The 16,601-nt window shown below is 72.5% G+C and carries 17 protein-coding genes; all 17 read right to left on the reverse strand.

The window, feature by feature from the left end; translation table 11 throughout:
* Positions 1-19: 19 nt before the first annotated feature.
* Positions 20-940, reverse strand: a complete 921-nt coding sequence (locus tag KM933_RS30340; RefSeq protein ID WP_221358108.1) for an ABC transporter permease — start codon at positions 938-940, stop codon at positions 20-22.
* Positions 927-1,721: an ABC transporter ATP-binding protein gene (locus tag KM933_RS30345; RefSeq protein ID WP_221358109.1), complete on the reverse strand. Its 795-nt coding sequence runs from the start codon at positions 1,719-1,721 to the stop codon at positions 927-929. The genes KM933_RS30340 and KM933_RS30345 overlap by 14 nt, the downstream gene beginning before the upstream one ends.
* Before the next feature lie 66 nt (positions 1,722-1,787).
* Positions 1,788-2,894, reverse strand: a complete 1,107-nt coding sequence (locus KM933_RS30350; protein ID WP_221358110.1) for an ABC transporter substrate-binding protein — start codon at positions 2,892-2,894, stop codon at positions 1,788-1,790.
* A gap of 233 nt (positions 2,895-3,127) precedes the next feature.
* On the reverse strand, positions 3,128-4,492 hold the full coding sequence (locus KM933_RS30360) for a sulfate adenylyltransferase subunit 1 (protein ID WP_221358113.1): 1,365 nt from the start codon (positions 4,490-4,492) through the stop codon (positions 3,128-3,130).
* Between the two features lie 2 nt (positions 4,493-4,494).
* Positions 4,495-5,436, reverse strand: coding sequence for a sulfate adenylyltransferase subunit CysD (gene cysD / locus KM933_RS30365; protein WP_221358114.1), 942 nt, complete (start codon positions 5,434-5,436; stop codon positions 4,495-4,497).
* The gene (cysC, locus tag KM933_RS30370; protein ID WP_221358115.1) at positions 5,433-6,053 is read right to left on the reverse strand and encodes an adenylyl-sulfate kinase; all 621 of its coding nucleotides are present in this window, start codon (positions 6,051-6,053) and stop codon (positions 5,433-5,435) included. Before cysC ends, cysD begins: the two co-directional genes overlap by 4 nt.
* 2 nt (positions 6,054-6,055) lie before the next feature.
* Positions 6,056-6,769 carry a phosphoadenylyl-sulfate reductase gene (locus tag KM933_RS30375; protein ID WP_221358123.1) on the reverse strand — a complete coding sequence of 238 codons (714 nt, stop codon included), beginning with the start codon at positions 6,767-6,769 and terminating at the stop codon, positions 6,056-6,058.
* Positions 6,766-6,945 carry a hypothetical protein gene (locus KM933_RS30380; protein WP_221358129.1) on the reverse strand — a complete coding sequence of 60 codons (180 nt, stop codon included), beginning with the start codon at positions 6,943-6,945 and terminating at the stop codon, positions 6,766-6,768. The genes KM933_RS30375 and KM933_RS30380 overlap by 4 nt, the downstream gene beginning before the upstream one ends.
* Complete coding sequence (locus KM933_RS30385) at positions 6,942-8,639, reverse strand: nitrite/sulfite reductase (protein ID WP_221358131.1); 1,698 nt, start codon at positions 8,637-8,639, stop codon at positions 6,942-6,944. Before KM933_RS30385 ends, KM933_RS30380 begins: the two co-directional genes overlap by 4 nt.
* A 144-nt stretch (positions 8,640-8,783) precedes the next feature.
* Positions 8,784-8,867: a putative leader peptide gene (locus KM933_RS40730; protein WP_349817346.1), complete on the reverse strand. Its 84-nt coding sequence runs from the start codon at positions 8,865-8,867 to the stop codon at positions 8,784-8,786.
* Positions 8,868-9,000: 133 nt separating this feature from the next.
* The gene (locus KM933_RS30390; RefSeq protein WP_221358140.1) at positions 9,001-9,570 is read right to left on the reverse strand and encodes a GNAT family N-acetyltransferase; all 570 of its coding nucleotides are present in this window, start codon (positions 9,568-9,570) and stop codon (positions 9,001-9,003) included.
* A 61-nt stretch (positions 9,571-9,631) separates the two neighbouring features.
* On the reverse strand, positions 9,632-10,804 hold the full coding sequence (locus KM933_RS30395) for a hypothetical protein (protein WP_308013594.1): 1,173 nt from the start codon (positions 10,802-10,804) through the stop codon (positions 9,632-9,634).
* A 487-nt stretch (positions 10,805-11,291) separates the two neighbouring features.
* Positions 11,292-12,938, reverse strand: a complete 1,647-nt coding sequence (locus KM933_RS30400) for an acyl-CoA dehydrogenase family protein (protein ID WP_221358142.1) — start codon at positions 12,936-12,938, stop codon at positions 11,292-11,294.
* Between the two features lie 88 nt (positions 12,939-13,026).
* Positions 13,027-14,016 (reverse strand): 2,3-diaminopropionate biosynthesis protein SbnA, encoded by a 990-nt coding sequence (sbnA, locus tag KM933_RS30405; protein ID WP_221358145.1) that lies wholly within the window; start codon positions 14,014-14,016, stop codon positions 13,027-13,029.
* Between the two features lie 71 nt (positions 14,017-14,087).
* Positions 14,088-15,152 (reverse strand): 2,3-diaminopropionate biosynthesis protein SbnB, encoded by a 1,065-nt coding sequence (sbnB, locus tag KM933_RS30410; protein WP_221358146.1) that lies wholly within the window; start codon positions 15,150-15,152, stop codon positions 14,088-14,090.
* Positions 15,149-16,189, reverse strand: a complete 1,041-nt coding sequence (locus tag KM933_RS30415) for a TauD/TfdA family dioxygenase (protein WP_221358150.1) — start codon at positions 16,187-16,189, stop codon at positions 15,149-15,151. Before KM933_RS30415 ends, sbnB begins: the two co-directional genes overlap by 4 nt.
* A 143-nt stretch (positions 16,190-16,332) precedes the next feature.
* On the reverse strand, positions 16,333-16,601 hold a 269-nt coding region (locus tag KM933_RS30420), incomplete at its 5' end, for an acyl carrier protein (RefSeq protein ID WP_260334385.1).

Consider the following 16,601-nt stretch of genomic DNA (forward strand, 5'->3'; position numbering starts at 1 on the left):
GTCAGCTCTTCACGGGAGGTCAGCTCTTCACGAGGAGACCGCGGCTGCGCAGGACCCACCGCTCCAGCGGACTGAAGATCAGCAGGTCGATGGCGATACCGACGATCAGGATGAGGAGGATGGCGAGGAACACCATGGGCATGCTGTTGGCCGTACGGCCGTTCTCCAGCAGCTGGCCGAGGCCGACGCCCAGGTCGGGGGAGGACGCGATGATCTCGGCGGCCATCAGGGACCGCCAGGAGAACGCCCAGCCCTGCTTGAGGCCCGCGAGGTAGCCGGGCAGCGCGGCCGGTATCACGATGTGCCAGGTGCCGCGCAGGCCCGTCGCGCCCATCGTGCGGCCCGCCCGCAGGAACAGCGGCGGCACCTGGTCGACACCGGAGACGAGCCCGTTGGCGATCGAGGGGACCGCGCCGAGCAGGATGACCGCGTACATCATCGAGTCGTTGAGGCCGAGCCACAGGACGGCCGGCGGCACCCACGCCACCGACGGCAGCGACTGGAGCCCGGACAGGATCGGGCCGATCGCGGCGCGCACGAACTTCACCCGCGCCACCAGCAGCCCCAGAGGGGTGCCGATCGCGAGCGCCATCAGGAAGCCCAGCAGGCCGCGGGAGACGCTGGTCCAGATGTATTCGAGGAGGGTGCCCTGGAGCCATGCCTCCCGGACCTCGTCCCAGACCGCGGACGGCGCCGGCAGCTTGTAGCTGTCGGTGACCTCCGCCCACACCAGGACCTGCCAGACCACCAGGACCAGGGCCACGGCGACGAGCGGGGGGAACACCTTCTCCACGAAGGTCTTGCGGAAGGAGGCCCGTCCGGTCCGGGCCGTCGTCTCCAGCGCGTCGAGACCCGCTTCGAGGCCGGCGAGGTCACCCGCGCCGTCCTGCTCCGCGGGGGCGCCGCCGTCCTTGACGGTGCCCGTCTCAGTGCTGGCCATGACGCCGGATCTCCCCACGCAGTTGTTCGGTGATCTCGACGGACAGTTCCGCGACCTGGGGGTCCTCGATACGGCGCGGCTGCGGGATGTCGACCGTCCACTCCCGGGCGATCCGCCCCGGGCGCGAGGACAGCAGCACCACGCGCTCGGCGAGCCGCACCGCCTCGCGCACGTTGTGCGTGACGAACAGCACCGACAGGTTCGTCTCGCGCCAGATACGGGTCAGCTCGTCGTGCAGCACGTCCCGGGTGATGGCGTCGAGGGCCGCGAACGGCTCGTCCATCAGCAGCAGCCGGCTGTCCTGGGCGAGCGCGCGGGCCAGCGCGACCCGCTGGCGCATACCGCCCGACAGCTCGTGCACCCGCTTGCCGTACGCGCCCTTCAGCCGGACGAGCTCCAGGAGCTCCTCCGTCCTGTCGCGGCGCTCCGCCTTGGGCAGGCCCCGCAGCCTCAGGGCCAGTTCGATGTTCCTGCCCGCGGTCAGCCACGGGAAGAGGGCGTGCTCCTGGAACATCAGGGCCGGACGGCCGTCGGTGCCGATGGAGCCCGCGGACGGCTCGTCGAGCCCGGCGACCAGGTTCAGCAGCGTCGACTTGCCGCACCCGGAGGCTCCCAGGAGGGTGACGAACTCGCCGGGCGCGACATCGAGCGTGATGTCGTCCAGGACGAGCTGCTGCCCGGCGGGGCCGGCGAAGGACTTCGAGACGTGCTCGATACGGGCGGCGTGCTCCACCGACGTACCGGTGCCGGCACCGGCGGTCCCGGCGAGGGCGGTTGCCATGGTCGTCACCTCCTGGGAACTCATGGGTGTACGGGTCTGCTCGTGCGTTTCCGGGGCTCTGCGGGGCTACTCGACGCCGAGACCGGCGTCGTCGACCGCTTCCGCGCCCTCGGCCTTCAGCACCTTGTTCAGCGGGGCGAGGTCGTAGATGCCGTCGAGCTTCGGCTTCTCCAGCAGACCGGCCTTCACCGCGTGCTCGGCCTGGGCGTCGAGGGTCGAGGCCAGCGGGTCGTCGGTGAAGCGGATCGACTTCCACGCCGGGTCGATGACCTCGGCGGGCAGCTCCTTGCCGGACAGCTCCTTGAGCTTGGCGTTGGCGGCGGCCTTCGCCTCGTCCGGGTTGGCGTTGATCCACTTGTTGGTCTTCACCGAACCGCGCAGCACGGCCTCCACGACGTCCGGGTGCGCCTCGAGGAACTTCTGCGACACGATGATGTTCGTGATCACGAACTTCTTGTCCGGCCACAGGTCGGCCTCGTCGAGCAGCACCTTCGCGCCCTCGGCGACCAGCTTGGACGCGGTCGGCTCCGGCACCCACGCGCCGTCGACGGAGCCCGCCCTGTAGGCGTCCGGCGTGATCTTGTTGTCCGTGCGGACCACGGAGACGTCACCCTTGCCGCTCTGGGCGTCGACCTTCCAGCCCTGCTCGGCGATCCAGTTGAGGAACGCCACGTCCTGCGTGTTGCCCAGCTGCGGGGTCGCGATCTTCTTGCCCTCGACGTCCTTCAGGGACGTGACCTTCTTCGGGTTCACGACGAGCTTCACCCCGCCCGACGCGGAGCCGCCGATGATCCGCAGGCCCTTGCCGTCCGTCGTGCTGTAGCCGTTGATGGCGGGGGAGGGGCCGATCCAGCCGATGTCGATCGAACCGGAGTTGAGCGCCTCGATCTCGGAGGGACCCGCGTTGAACTGCGAGTACGAGACCTTCGTACCCCCGAGCTCCTTCTGCAGCAGCCCTTCCTGGTCACCCACGAGCGCGGTGGAGTGGGTCAGGTTGGGGAAGTAGCCGATCCGGACGGTGTCTGCGGAGAGCTTCTCGCCCTCGGCGGCGACCTTCGAGGTGTCGTCGTCCTCCGAGTCGGAACCGTAACCGCAGGCGGCGAGGGTGAGGAGGGGGAGCGCGGCGGCCACGGCGAGGCCGCGGCGAAGCAGTGTGGAGCCCTTGGCAGGCACGGGAGGGGTGTCCTCTCGTCGGCCCGGCGGTCACGGTTCTTCAGGTCGTGGCCGGGAGGTCGGCAGGTCTTCGTCGTATCCGCGACGGCGGGCGGGGGGACAGGGCGCGCAGGCGGTGCGCGTACGTCTTCACGCACATCGCGCGACTCCGCCCTGCCCGGCGCCGAGGGCACCGCTGCCGACGCGGCCGCCCTCCTTCGCGAACGTGGAGTAGACATCGGTGGTGTTCATGGTCAGAAGTCCCACCCGTCGTCGTCCGCCCCGGCCCTGACCGGCTCCGGCGAGGCGAAGGACTCGCCGACCATGCCCGCGGTGAGCGTGGTGCCGTCGGCGGGGTCGATCAGGATGAACGAACCGGTGCGCCGGGAGTCGGCGTAGGAGTCCACCGGCAGCGGCTCGGCGGTGCGGATCTTGACGCGGCCGATGTCGTTGGCGACCAGCCGGCCCGGGTGCGGGTGCAGGGAGAGGTCGTCGAGGGTCAGCCGCGACGGGATGTCCTTGACGATCGCCTTGACCGTGCGGGTGCCGTGCTTGAGCAGCACGCGGTGGCCGACGGTCAGCGGCGCGTCGGCCACGTGGCAGACCGTCGCCTCGACGTCCTGCGTGATCGCGGGCGCGTCCTGGGCCGGCACGATCAGGTCGCCGCGCGAGACGTCGATGTCGTCCTCCAGGAGGACCGTCACCGACTGCGTCGTCCAGGCCACGTCGACCGGCTCGCCCAGCAGGTCGATGGAGGCGATCCGCGAGGTACGCCCCGAGGGCAGTACGGTGACCCGCTCGCCCACCCGGAACGCGCCGGCCGCGATCTGGCCCGCGTACCCGCGGTAGTCCGGGTGCTCGGCGGTCTGCGGGCGGATCACGTACTGCACGGGCAGCCGCGCGTGGCAGGTCGCCAGGTCGTGGCTGACCGGGAGGGTCTCCAGGTGCTCCAGGAAGGTGGGCCCGCCGTACCAGTCCATGTTCGCGGAGGGCTCCACCACGTTGTCCCCGGCCAGCGCGGAGATGGGGATCGCGGTGATCTCGGGAACGCCCAGTTCGGACGCGTACGCCGTGAACTCCTCGGCGATGGCGGCGAAGACGGGCTCCCGGTGGTCGACGAGGTCCATCTTGTTGACGGCGAGGACGACGTGGGGGACGCGCAGGAGGGCGGCGATCGCGGCGTGGCGGCGGGTCTGCTCGACGACGCCGTTGCGGGCGTCGACGAGGACCACGGTCAGGTCGGCGGTGGAGGCGCCGGTGACCATGTTGCGGGTGTACTGCACGTGCCCCGGGGTGTCGGCGAGGATGAACCGCCGCCTGGCCGTGGCGAAGTAGCGGTAGGCCACGTCGATGGTGATGCCCTGTTCGCGTTCGGCGCGCAGGCCGTCGGTGAGCAGGGCCAGGTCGGGGGTCTCCTGGCCGCGGTTGCGCGAGGCGTGCTCGACGGCTTCGAGCTGGTCGGTGAGGACCGACTTGGAGTCGTGCAGGAGGCGGCCGACGAGGGTGGACTTGCCGTCGTCGACCGACCCGGCGGTCGCGAAGCGCAGCAGTGTCGTTTCGGACAGCTGCTCGACCGACAGCGGCTCGGTGGGCCCGGCGGGCTCGATGGTGCTGGTCATGGTCAGAAGTACCCCTCGCGCTTGCGGTCTTCCATCGCGGCCTCGGACATCTTGTCGTCGGCGCGGGTGGCGCCCCGCTCGGTGAGCCGGGAGGCGGCGATCTCGGCGATCACGGCGTCCAGGGTGGTGGCGTCGGAGTCCACGGCACCCGTGCAGGACATGTCGCCGACCGTCCGGTAGCGCACCAGGCGGGTCTCGGTGCTCTCGCCGTCCTTGGGCCCGCCCCACTCACCGGCGGTGAGCCACATGCCGGCGCGCTTGAAGACCTCGCGCCGGTGGGCGAAGTAGATCTGCGGCAGCTCGATGCCCTCGCGGGCGATGTACTGCCACACGTCCAGCTCGGTCCAGTTGGACAGCGGGAAGACGCGTACGTGCTCGCCGGGGGCGTGGCGGCCGTTGTAGAGGTTCCACAGCTCGGGACGCTGGCGCCGTGGGTCCCACTGGGAGAACTCGTCGCGCAGGGAGAACACGCGCTCCTTGGCGCGGGCCTTCTCCTCGTCGCGGCGTCCGCCGCCGAAGACCGCGTCGAACCGCTCGGCCTGGATCTTCTCCGTCAGCGGCAGGGTCTGCAGCGGGTTGCGGGTGCCGTCGGGGCGCTCCTTGAGGACACCGCGGTCGATGTAGTCCTGCACCGAGGCCACGTGCAGGCGCAGACCGTGCTTCCCGACCGTGCGGTCGCGGTACTCCAGGACCTCGGGGAAGTTGTGCCCGGTGTCCACGTGCAGCAGCGAGAAGGGCACCGCGGCGGGGGCGAAAGCCTTCAGCGCGAGGTGCAGCATGACGATGGAGTCCTTGCCGCCGGAGAAGAGGACCACCGGCCGCTCGAACTCCCCCGCCACCTCGCGGAAGATGTGCACCGCCTCGGACTCCAGCGCGTCCAGATGCGACAGCGCGTACGGGCTGCCGGTCCCCTCCGCGCAGACATGGGCGACGGTCGTCGTCACGCGAGACCCCTCTCGGCGAGCAGCGCGTACAGCGCCGCCGCGGACTCCTGCACGGACTGGGTGTGCGACTCGATGCGCAGGTCCGGCGACTCGGGCTCCTCGTACGGGTCGTCGACCCCGGTGAGCCCGGAGATCTCGCCCGCCGCCTGCTTGGCGTACAGGCCCTTCACGTCCCGCTCGCTGCACACCTCGACCGGTGTCGCGACGTGCACCTCCAGATACGCGGCGCCGCTCGCCCGGTGGCGCTTGCGCACGGCCTCGCGGCTGTCGGCGTACGGGGCGATGACCGGTACCAGCGTCTTGACGCCGTTGCGGGAGAGCAGGTCGGCGAGGAAGCCGACGCGCTGGACGTTGGTGTGCCGGTCCTCGCGGCTGAAGCCGAGGTCCGCCGTCAGGAACGTACGGATCTCGTCGCCGTCGAGCACCTCGACGCGGTGGCCCTCCTCGCGCAGCCGGCCGGCCAGCTCGTACGCGATGGTGGTCTTGCCGGCGCTCGGCAGACCCGTGAGCCAGACGGTGGCTCCGGTCACGTGGTTCTCCTGGTTCGTCGAAGTCGGAGCGGTCGCGGGCGGCGCGGTCGTCGCAGTCGTCGTGGTCGTCGTGGTCGTCGCGGTCATGGTCAGCCGTGCAGTCCGCACTCGGTCTTCGCGCTGCCCGCCCAGCGGCCGGCGCGGGCGTCCTCGCCCTCCAGCACGCGGCGGGTGCAGGGGGCGCAGCCGACGGACGGGTAGCCGTCCGTCAGCAGCGGGTTGGTGAGGACACCGTGCTCGGCGACGTACGCGTCCACGTCGTCCTGCGTCCAGCGGGCGATCGGCGAGATCTTGACCTTGCGGCGCTTCTCGTCCCAGCCGACGACCGGGGTGTTCGCCCGGGTCGGCGACTCGTCGCGGCGCAGGCCCGTGGCCCAGGCGCGGTACCGGGTGAGTCCCTGTTCCAGCGGGGCGACCTTGCGCAGCGCGCAGCACAGGTCGGGGTTGCGGTCGTGCAGCCCGGGCCCGTGCTCCGCGTCCTGTTCGGCCACGGTCTGCCGCGGGGTGAGCGTGATGACGTTGACGTCCATCACGGCCTCGACCGCGTCCCGGGTGCCGATGGTCTCGGGGAAGTGGTAGCCCGTGTCGAGGAACACGACGTCCACGCCGGGCAGGGCGCGGGACGCGAGGTGGGCGACCACCGCGTCCTCCATCGAGGACGTCACGCAGAACCGCCTGCCGAAGGTGTCGGCGGCCCACCGCAGGATCTCCAGGGCGGAGGCGTCCTCCAGGTCGCGGCCCGCCTGCTCGGCGAGCGCCCGGAGCTGTGCGTCCGTACCGGTACCGGCCTGAACGGTCGTCATATCTCGTCCCCTCCGCCGTCGTTGCGCTGAACCCCCCGGGCCAGCAGCCCGAGGAACTTCAGCTGGAAGGCCCGATTGCACGCCGCGCATTCCCACGCCCCGTGCCCCTGCTCCCCCGGACGGAGATCCTCGTCACCGCAGTAGGGGCAGTGGAAGGGCGCCGCACGCTCACTCATGTCAGGGACTCCTCGGAGGCGCGGGTCGCCCAGGCCGCGAAGCGCTCGCCGTCCTCGCGCTGCTCCTCGAAGCGCTTGAGGACCCGCTCGACGTAGTCGGGCAGCTCCTCCGCGGTGACCTTCAGGCCGCGGACCTTGCGGCCGAACCCGGCTTCGAGGCCGAGCGCGCCGCCCAGGTGCACCTGGTAGCCCTCGACCTGTTCGCCCTTGTCGTCCAGCATCAGCTGGCCCTTGAGACCGATGTCCGCGACCTGGATACGGGCGCAGGCGTTCGGGCAGCCGTTGATGTTGATGGTGATCGGCTCGTCGAAGCCGGGGATGCGGCGCTCCAGTTCGTCGATCAGTGCGGCGCCGCGCGCCTTGGTCTCGACGATGGCGAGCTTGCAGTACTCGATGCCGGTGCAGGCCATCGTGCCGCGCCGGAAGGCGGACGGCCTGGCCTGCAGACCGAGCGCCTCAAGGCCCTCGACCAGGGAGTCGATCCGCTCCCCCGCCACGTCGAGCACGATCATCTTCTGCTCGACGGTGGTACGGATCCGGCCCGAGCCGTGCGCCTCGGCGAGTTCGGCGACCTTCGTGAGCGTGGTGCCGTCCACGCGGCCCACGCGCGGGGCGAAGCCGACGTAGTGGAGGCCGTCCCGCTGCCGGTGCACACCGATGTGGTCGCGCCAGCGCTGCGAGGGCTGGGCCGGCGCCGGTCCGTCGACCAGTCCCCGCTCGAGGTACTCGTCCTGGAGGACCTGGCGGAACTTCTCCGGACCCCAGTCGGCGACCAGGAACTTCAGACGGGCCCTGTTGCGCAGCCGCCGGTAGCCGTAGTCGCGGAAGATGCCGATCACACCCGCCCAGACCTCGGGCACCTCGTCCAGCGGCACCCAGGCGCCGAGGCGGACGCCGATCTTCGGGTTGGTGGACAGCCCGCCGCCGACCCACAGGTCGAAGCCGGGACCGTGCTCGGGGTGCTCGACCCCGACGAACGCGACGTCGTTGATCTCGTGCGCGACGTCCAGGAGCGGCGAGCCGGAGATCGCCGTCTTGAACTTGCGGGGCAGGTTGGAGAATTCCTTGCTGCCGATGTACCGGCGCTGGATCTCGTCGACGGCGGGGGTGCCGTCGATGATCTCGTCCTCGGCGATGCCGGCGACGGGCGAGCCGAGGATGACACGGGGCGTGTCACCGCACGCCTCGGTCGTGGACAGCCCGACGGCCTCCAGCCGGTTCCAGATCTCCGGCACGTCCTCGATGCGGATCCAGTGCAGCTGGATGTTCTGGCGGTCCGTGATGTCGGCGGTGCCGCGCGCGAACTCCTGCGAGACCTCGCCGATGACGCGCAGCTGCCGGGTGGTGAGGCGTCCGCCGTCGATCCGCACCCGCAGCATGAAGTACCTGTCGTCCAGCTCCTCCGGCTCCAGGACCGCGGTCTTGCCGCCGTCGATCCCGGGCTTGCGCTGGGTGTAGAGGCCCCACCAGCGCATACGGCCGCGCAGGTCGTTGGGGTCGATCGAGTCGAAGCCCCGCTTGGAGTAGATCGTCTCAATGCGTGTCCGCACGTTGAGACCGTCGTCGTCCTTCTTGAACTGCTCGTTCCCGTTGAGCGGGGTGAAGTGACCCACGGCCCACTGACCCTCGCCGCGGTGACGGCTCACCTTGCGGCGGGGCGCGGCGGCAGCGGGATCTTGAGGCGTGGCGGCCATGGTTCTACGTCCTTCGGGACCGGCGGATGCGGCTCTGACCTGCGCCTGTGGGCGCATACGGGCATACGTGCGCGTCATTGCGCAGGTCGAGACAGGGAAATGTCGGCGGTGCCGGGCGCGGGGCGGGGCCTCCGGCGCGACGGGTCAGCGGACCGGACAGATGGCGCTGGACATGCGGCCGAGGTCGACGTGGCGTCGACTCACCAAGGCGATCCCGGTTCCGGACATGGCGGAAGCGTGTCACGGCGTTCTGGACGCAGTCCAGCATCATCCACGATACGGACATCATTGTCCCGAAGTGTGGACAAGGAGGTGGAGAGGTAAGGAGATGGGGAGGAGGTGGAGGGGCACGCGGTCCGGCTCAGCCGGCCAGTGCTCCGGGCCACGGTCCGGGCGCGGCCACCTCCGGCTCCTCCCGCACCTCGGTGCCGAAGAGCTTGAAGCCCCGGCGCAGGTAGTTGTCCATCGCGTGCTCCCCGTCCTTGCTGCACGTGTGCAGCCAGACGCGCTTCGTCGGCACCCGGCCCGGCCACCGCCCGGCCAGGTCCCAGGCCCGCGCGGCACCGTACGAGAGGAGGTGACCGCCGATGCGGCGGCCGCGGAAGGCCGGGACCAGCCCGAAGTAGACGATCTCCACGACGCCCTCGTCCTGCGCCTCCAGCTGGACGTACCCGGCGGGGGTCCCGCGGTCGTAGGCCACCCAGGTCTCCACGCCCGGCCGCAGCAGGTCCTCCTGCCACCGCGCGTACGTCCAGCCGAGCCGGTCCGTCCAGCGGATGTCCCCGCCGACGGAGGCGTACAGGAAGCGGCTGAACTCGGGGGACGGCACCTCGGCGCGGATGATCCGGACGTCGCCGTCGGGCGCGGCGGCCGGCAGCAGGTCGTCCGGGGAGGTCTGCTCCAGGGACCAGGTGGTCACAGCGATGCTCATACGGCTCAGCGAACCACGGGGGCGGGCCTTCACCCAAAGCGGGCCGGCCCCCGGACGGCGGTCACTGCACCGAGTCGTCGACCGCCGACAGCGGGACCGCGTACAGCACCCGCTCCGGGGCCGCCGGCGGCTTCCACGCGCCGTCCTTGTCCGCCGCCCCGTCGGTGAGCGTCCACAGCTCGCCGGTCTCCCGCCAGTACGACAGCGACTCGGTGCGCCGCCCCCAGCAGGCGTACGACGTTCCGCCCGATCCGCACTGCGCGGCCTTGGCGGCGCTCCCGTCCTGGCGCCAGAGCGTGCCGTGCCGGTCGCGGCCGCCCGGGGCGTGGCCCGTGTACCAGTCGGCCTCGTCCGCCCCGTCCGGCTTGTGGGAGAGGACGCCCCGGAGCCCGACGGCCTCGGTCTCGTACGCCTCGTCCGCGTCCACGACCCCCCGGGCGTCCCCGGCGAGCAGGCCCGTGCGGTCGCTCGCGGTGCTGTAGTGGTAGCGCCAGACCCGGGCCGGTTCGGAGCCGCCGGGGCTGAACCACTCGTTCGCGACCAGGCTGTCCGGGGTCGAGGTGCGGTCCAGGGAGACCGAGGCGAAACAGGGCCGGCCGTTGTCGTCGCCCGCGCTGCACGCCCCGCCGGCGAGGTGGTACGAGCCGACGGCCGGCAGCACGTACCGGTGGCCGCGCGCCGACCAGCCGCCGTCGACCTTCCCCACCTCGGCGCCGTCCACGTCGGCCCGCAGGATGCGGTTCATGTCGAAGACGAACAGGGCGCTGTTGTGGGCGGCGCCGTTCCTCGCGGTCACGATCAGCTTGTCCTGGTACCAGACCATGCCGCCGACGTGGGAGCGGACGGCGCCGAAGTCCTTGCCGCCGGCGAGCGGGGCGACCAGCAGGACCCAGCGGTACTTCAGGTTCTCCGGGTCGTTCGCGTCGATGAAGGCGACCTTGGCCAGCCCCTTGTCGCCCGCCGGCCCGCCGGCCCGCCGGTCGTTGTGGGTCCAGCCGGCCAGGATCACCCGGTCGGAGCCCCATCTGCCGTCGGCGTCGGCGTCCCCGGAGGTGGTGACGGACCGCGGCAGCCACTTCTGCGTCGTGGCGTCCTCGGCGTCCCAGCAGTACGCGCGCGTGGCGGCCGGCTCGACGGGCAGGGCGGCCGACTCGGTGGCGGCGCAGTCGGCCCTGTTGCGCATCGGGTGGTCGGCGCTGCGGAGGACCTCGTCCACGCCGACGGCCCCGCCCATGCCGCTCTCCAGCGTGTCCAGCNGAGGACCTCGTCCACGCCGACGGCCCCGCCCATGCCGCTCTCCAGCGTGTCCAGCGTCGACCCGGCGACCAGGTTCTCGCGCAGTCGCAGTTTGTCCGTCTCGGACGCCGAGGTGAGCGGTGTCAGCGGGCCGGGGTTGTCGCTGCCCGCGGCCTGCGAGGTGGTGATGATGGTGGCGGCGGCGGTGAGGCCGAGGGCGGCTGCGGACAGGGCGCCCCGCAGGACACGCCCCTTCTTCCGGCGGCGGTGTCTGCCCCGATACGTCATGCGTCCTCCCGTCGGCGGCCAACTGCCTCCCTCGATCCGACGGTTGGGCCGGAGGAGACGGATGTGGGGGGCCGTGAGAAGGATGGTACGGCAGAGGGTGGCGAGCCAGGCCGAAACCCCGTAATAGGTCGCGAACCGGCGCGCGGGGCACGGTGCCGCGCCACCGCGGCACCGACCGCCTCCCGCGCCGGCGGACGTCAGGACACCGGCCGTGCCCGCTCCACCACCGACGCCAGGTCGAGGGTGTGCGGCAGCGTCCCCAGGGACGTCCCCCAGTCCCCGCCGAGGCGCGAGGCGCAGAACGCGTCGGCGACCTCCGGCGGCGCGAAGCGGACCAGCAGCGAGCCCTGGAGCACCACCGCGATCCGCTCGGCCAGCCGCCGGGCGCGCCCCTCGACGCCGCCCAGGTCGGCGAGGTCGGTCAGCAGGTCCTTGATCGCGCCGTCCAGCCGGTGGTCGGCACCGCGCGCCAGGCCGACCTCCCGGAGGTACGCGTCCAGCGCGGCCGGCTCCCGTTGCAGGGCCCGCAGCACGTCGAGGGCCTGGACGTTGCCCGCGCCCTCCCAGATGGAGTTGAGCGGCGACTCGCGCAGCAGCCGCGGCATGCCGGACTCCTCCACGTACCCGTTGCCGCCCAGGCACTCCAGCGCCTCCGCCACGACCGGTGTGCACCGCTTGGTCACCCAGTACTTCGCCGCCGGCACCGCGAGTCGCAGGAAGGCCCGCTCCCGCTCGCCGCCGTCGTCGTACGCGGCGGCGAGGCGCAGTCCGAGGGTCGTCGCCGCCTCGGACTCCAGGGCCAGGTCCGCCAGCACGTTCCGCATCAGCGGCTTGTCGAGCAGCCTGCCGCCGAACGCCTCGCGGTACGTGCAGTGGTGCACGGCCTGTGCGACGGCCTGCCGCATCAGCGCCGCCGAGCCGAGCACGCAGTCGAGCCGGGTCGCCGCGACCATCCCGATGATGGTGCGCACCCCGCGCCCCTCGTCGCCGACCCGGCGCGCCCAGGTCCCGTCGAACTCGACCTCCGCGGAGGCGTTCGACCGGTTGCCCAGCTTGTCCTTGAGCCGCTGGATCCTGAAGACGTTGCGGGTGCCGTCCGCCAGCACGCGCGGCACCAGGAAGCAGGTCGGGCCCTCCTGCCCGGCCGGGCCCGCCTGCGCCAGCACCAGGAAACCGTCCGACATCGGGGCCGAGCAGAACCACTTGTGGCCCGTCAGCTCGTACGTCCCGTCCTCGGCGAGCGGCCGCGCGACCGTCGTGTTCGCGCGGACGTCGCTGCCGCCCTGCTTCTCCGTCATGCCCATCCCGAAGAGCACGCCCGCCTTCCGGGCGGCCGGCCGCGGGTCCTGGTCGTAGACCGTGGAGGTCAGCCGGGGCTCCCACTCGGCCGCCAGCGCCGGGTCGGCGCGCAGCGCGGGCACCGCCGCGTGCGTCATCGACAGCGGACAGCCGTTGCCCGCCTCGACCTGGCTCCACACCAGGAAGCCGGCCGCGCGCCGCACGTGCCCGCCGGGCCGCGACCAGGCGGCCGTCAGCCCCGCCGACACGCCCTTGCCCAGCAGCCGGTGCCAGGACGGGTGGAACTCGACCTCGTCCAGGCGCTCGCCGTAGCGGTCGTGGGTGCGCAGCTTCGGCGGGTTCTCGTTGGCCAGTTCCCCCCACTTCTGCACCTGCGCGGAGCCGGAGGTGTGCCCGAGGGAGGTGAGTTCGTCGCGCGCCCCGTCGAGCAGCGCGGGATCGAGGTGCCGCTCGACCGCCTCCACCAGGGCCCGGTCGGCGTTGTAGAGGTCGTACGCGACCAGCGGCGGAGCCTGGTTGGTCACGGTGTGGGTGCTGGCTGCCATGTCTGCGAACCTACCCGCGGTGCGGCGATCGTCACCAAACTCCCGCCGCACCCCCCGCGCGCCGTACGCCGGTGCGCCGCCGTCCGCCTCAGGCCGGGCGCGAGAGGGCGGCCAGGTCGCCGGAGCCGAGCGTGTCCCCGGCCTGGTGCGGGCTCGCGGACCAGGTGGGGCTGTGGACCGTGTCCAGGTAGCGCTCGCCGAGGTCGGGGGCGATGGCCACCGAGGTGAGGTCCCGGTCCCCGTGCCGCTCCAGCCAGGCGGACGCCCCGCTCACCACCGTGCCGGTGGAGCCGCCGAAGAGGAACCCCCGCGCGGCCAGCCGGCGGCAGACGCGGACGGTGTCCGCCTCCTCCACGTGCACCACGTCGTCGACGTACGACCTGTCGAGCAGCGGCGGACGGACGCCCATGCCCAGGCCGGGGATCACCCGGGGGCGCGCGGGCCCGCCGAAGGTCACCGAGCCGACGCTGTCCACCGCGACGATCCGCACCCGGCGCCGCCACTGCCAGAACCAGCGCGCGCACCCCATCAGGGTGCCGGTCGTGCCGGCCCCGACGAACAGCACGTCCAGGTCCGGGAAGCGGCGGGCGATCGAGGGCGCCGTGGTGCGGTAGTGCGCCCGCCAGTTGCCCTGGTTGGCGTACTGGTTGAGCCAGACGTACCGGTCGTCCGCGGCGCACAGCGCGCGCACGTACGCGATCCGGGCGCCCAGGAGGCCGCCGTGCAGGGCGGGCTCGTCCACGAGGTGGACCGCGCTGCCCAGGGCCTCCATCATCCGCCGGGTGGCCGGGTTGCAGCGCGCGTCGGTCACGCACAGGAACCCGTAGCCGCGGCTCGCGGCGAGCACGCTCAGCGCCACGCCCAGGTTCCCGGACGACGACTCGACCAGGACGGACCCCGGTCGCAGGACGCCGCCGCGCTCGGCGGCGTCCACCATCTCGGTGGCCGCCTTCATCTTGATCGACCCGGCGAAGTTGAACCCCTCGCACTTCAGGAAGAGCGCGAGCCCCAGCGTCGCCCGCAGGTCGACGTAGAGCTCGTCCTCGTTGAACTCCGAAGGATCGGATATGACGGGCATGATGTCCCCCTCCTCATGCGGCCTTCGTGCGGCGCCGTGCCCGCGTCCCGTGCGGCACGGCGCCCCGCCGGTCAGCCGTACCGGCGCAGTTCGTGGAAGAACCCGTCCACGACGTGCGGCTCGCCCCGCCGGGCCACCTCGTCGTGGACGAACCTGCCGACCGCGAGGTCCAGGACCCCGAGGCCGAAGGGCGAGAAGACCACCGTCCGGTCGGCCGGTACGTCCACGCGTCCGCACAGCACGTCGTCCAGCGTGCCGTCGAGGAAGTCCCGGCCCCCGGTGAGGCGTTCGGTCAGGTGCGGCGAGGTCTCCGCCTTCAGGCAGTGCTCGACGTCGTCCACGAAGTTGGCCGAGGCGAGCAGGACCTCGGGTGCCAGGTCGCGCAGCGACACGTGCAGCACCACCGGGGCGTGGCGGAACCAGCCGGGGTCGTGGACGTGCGGCTCGCCCGCCACGGTGGCGAAGACCACCAGGTCGCTGGAGCGGATCAGCGACTCGGCACCGCCGTGCACGGTGATCCGGCCCTTGGCGCCCGAGCGTTCCAGATAGCCGCCGAAGCCGGCCGCGCTGTCCGCGGACAGGTCGAACACCCCGGTCTCCTCGAACGACCAGCCGGTGGCCGTCAGATGGCTGTGGACGTAGCGGGCGATCAGGCCCGTGCCGACGAAGCCGACGCGGGCCGGGCGGGCCCGGCCGCGGCTGAGCCGGTCGGCCGCGAGGGCGGCGGAGGCCGCCGTCCGGGTGGCGCTGATGATCGAGCTCTCCAGGCAGGCGAACGGGTAGCCCGTGTCGTGGTCGTTGAGGATCAGCACGGCCGAGGCACGCGGCAGCCCGGCCGCCGTGTTCCCGGGGAAACTGGAGATCCACTTCAGGCCGTCCACCCGGACCGGGCCGCCGATCGAGGCCGGCAGCGCGATGATCCGGGACGAGGGGCGGTCCGGGAAGCGCAGGAAGTACGACGGCGGGTTCACCGAGTCGCCCGCCCCGTGCAGCCGGTACACCTCCTCGACGAGGTCCGCGATACGGGCCTCCTGCCCTTCCAGCGCCTGCTGCACCTGGGTCCCGGAGATCACGGTGAACGGGGGAGGGGTGAGAGCCCCCGGCGCCGGCTGTGCCGTGCGGTCCGTGCCGGTCATGCGGTCCTCGCTTCGGTCGTCTGTGCGCTGCCGGTGAGCCGGACCGGGTCGGCCAGCGCGGCGAGCACCTCGCGCGGGCCCTCGAAGGGCTCCCTGCCGTGCGCGGTGCGGATGTTGTCGACGAGCATCAGGTCGCCGGAGCGCCACGGCTCGCGCAGGGTGTGCGCCTCGTACACCTCGTTGATCCGCCGCACGACGTCCTCGCCGATCGGGTCGCCGTTGCCGTACCGGGTGTTGAAGGGCAGCCCGTCGGTCCCGTAGACGTCCACCAGGTACTCCCGCACCTCGGGGTCCATCGTCCACTCGTTGAGGAAGGCGATCTGGTTGAACCAGCAGCGTTGCCCCGTGACGGGATGACGGGCCACCGCGGCGCGGCGCTGCCGGGTGTGCAGGGAGCCGTCGCCCTGCCAGGCGAACTCGATCGCGCGGGCCCGGCAGTAGCGCTCCACGGCGGTGCGGTCCGCGGTGCCGAATGCCTCGGTGAGCGTGGCCCCGATCTCGTCGTTGTACGTGCGGGTGAGCAGCCACCCCTCCCGTACGAACCGCTCGGTGAGGGCGCCGGGCAGCGCGTCCAGCACGGCCGCCGCGTCGGCGACCGCGGTGGCGCCGCCCCCGTCCGGCGCGTCGAGGCACGCGAACAGCATGAGGCGGGGGAACTCCAGCGCGTAGCTCAGCTCGTGGTGCATGCACATCCGCTGGTTGGGCGGCCACTTGGACGAGGAGTACACGCCGTCCGCGTACGTCCGCCGGGGCGCGAAGGACTCCCGGTCGGGCATCAGGCCGTCGGCCAGGCGCCGGAAGACGTCCGCGGTGGTGTCCGGGTCGCCCAGTCCCAGACCGCGGACCAGGACGCTGCCGTGCCCGGCGACCACGGCGCGCAGCGCGTCGCGGTGCGCCGCCGCCCAGCCCGCCGGGTCGCCCGCCACGTCGGCGCGCAGGACCGGCGGGCTGCCGGGGCGCAGGTCGAGGTCGGGCAGCAGGGCCGTGGGGCCCGGGGAGCCCGGGGAGCCCGGGGAGCCCGGGGAGGCGGACGTCATCGTGTGGTTCCCTCCGGTCGTGCGCCGGTCGTCCGGCACGTGGGTGTGCGGGTGCTCCCGCGGATGGTCCTCGGCGCGTTCCTCGGCGGCGCGTTCCTCGGTGAGTTCCGCCGCCGGGGTCCGGCCCCGGCGGCCGGTCCACCTCACGGGGCCTCCCGGCGGGCGCCGTCGAGCAGCCGCGCCAGGTCCGCGAGGACCGGGTGGCGGGTGACGTCCTCGAGGGTGATCGCCCGGTCCAGGGCGACGGCCAGCTTCACCGCCGCGAGCGAGGTGCCGCCGCGCTCGAAGAAGTGGTCCCGGCGGCCGATCCGGTCGCCGGGGACGCCCAGCACCTCGGCCCAGGCCGCCGCCAGCCGCCGCTCGCCCGGGGTGCCCGGCGCGTACGCGCCCTCGGCGGCCCCCGCGCCCTCGG

This window comes from Streptomyces beigongshangae, assembly GCF_019710745.1.
GTDB lineage: Bacteria > Actinomycetota > Actinomycetes > Streptomycetales > Streptomycetaceae > Streptomyces > Streptomyces beigongshangae.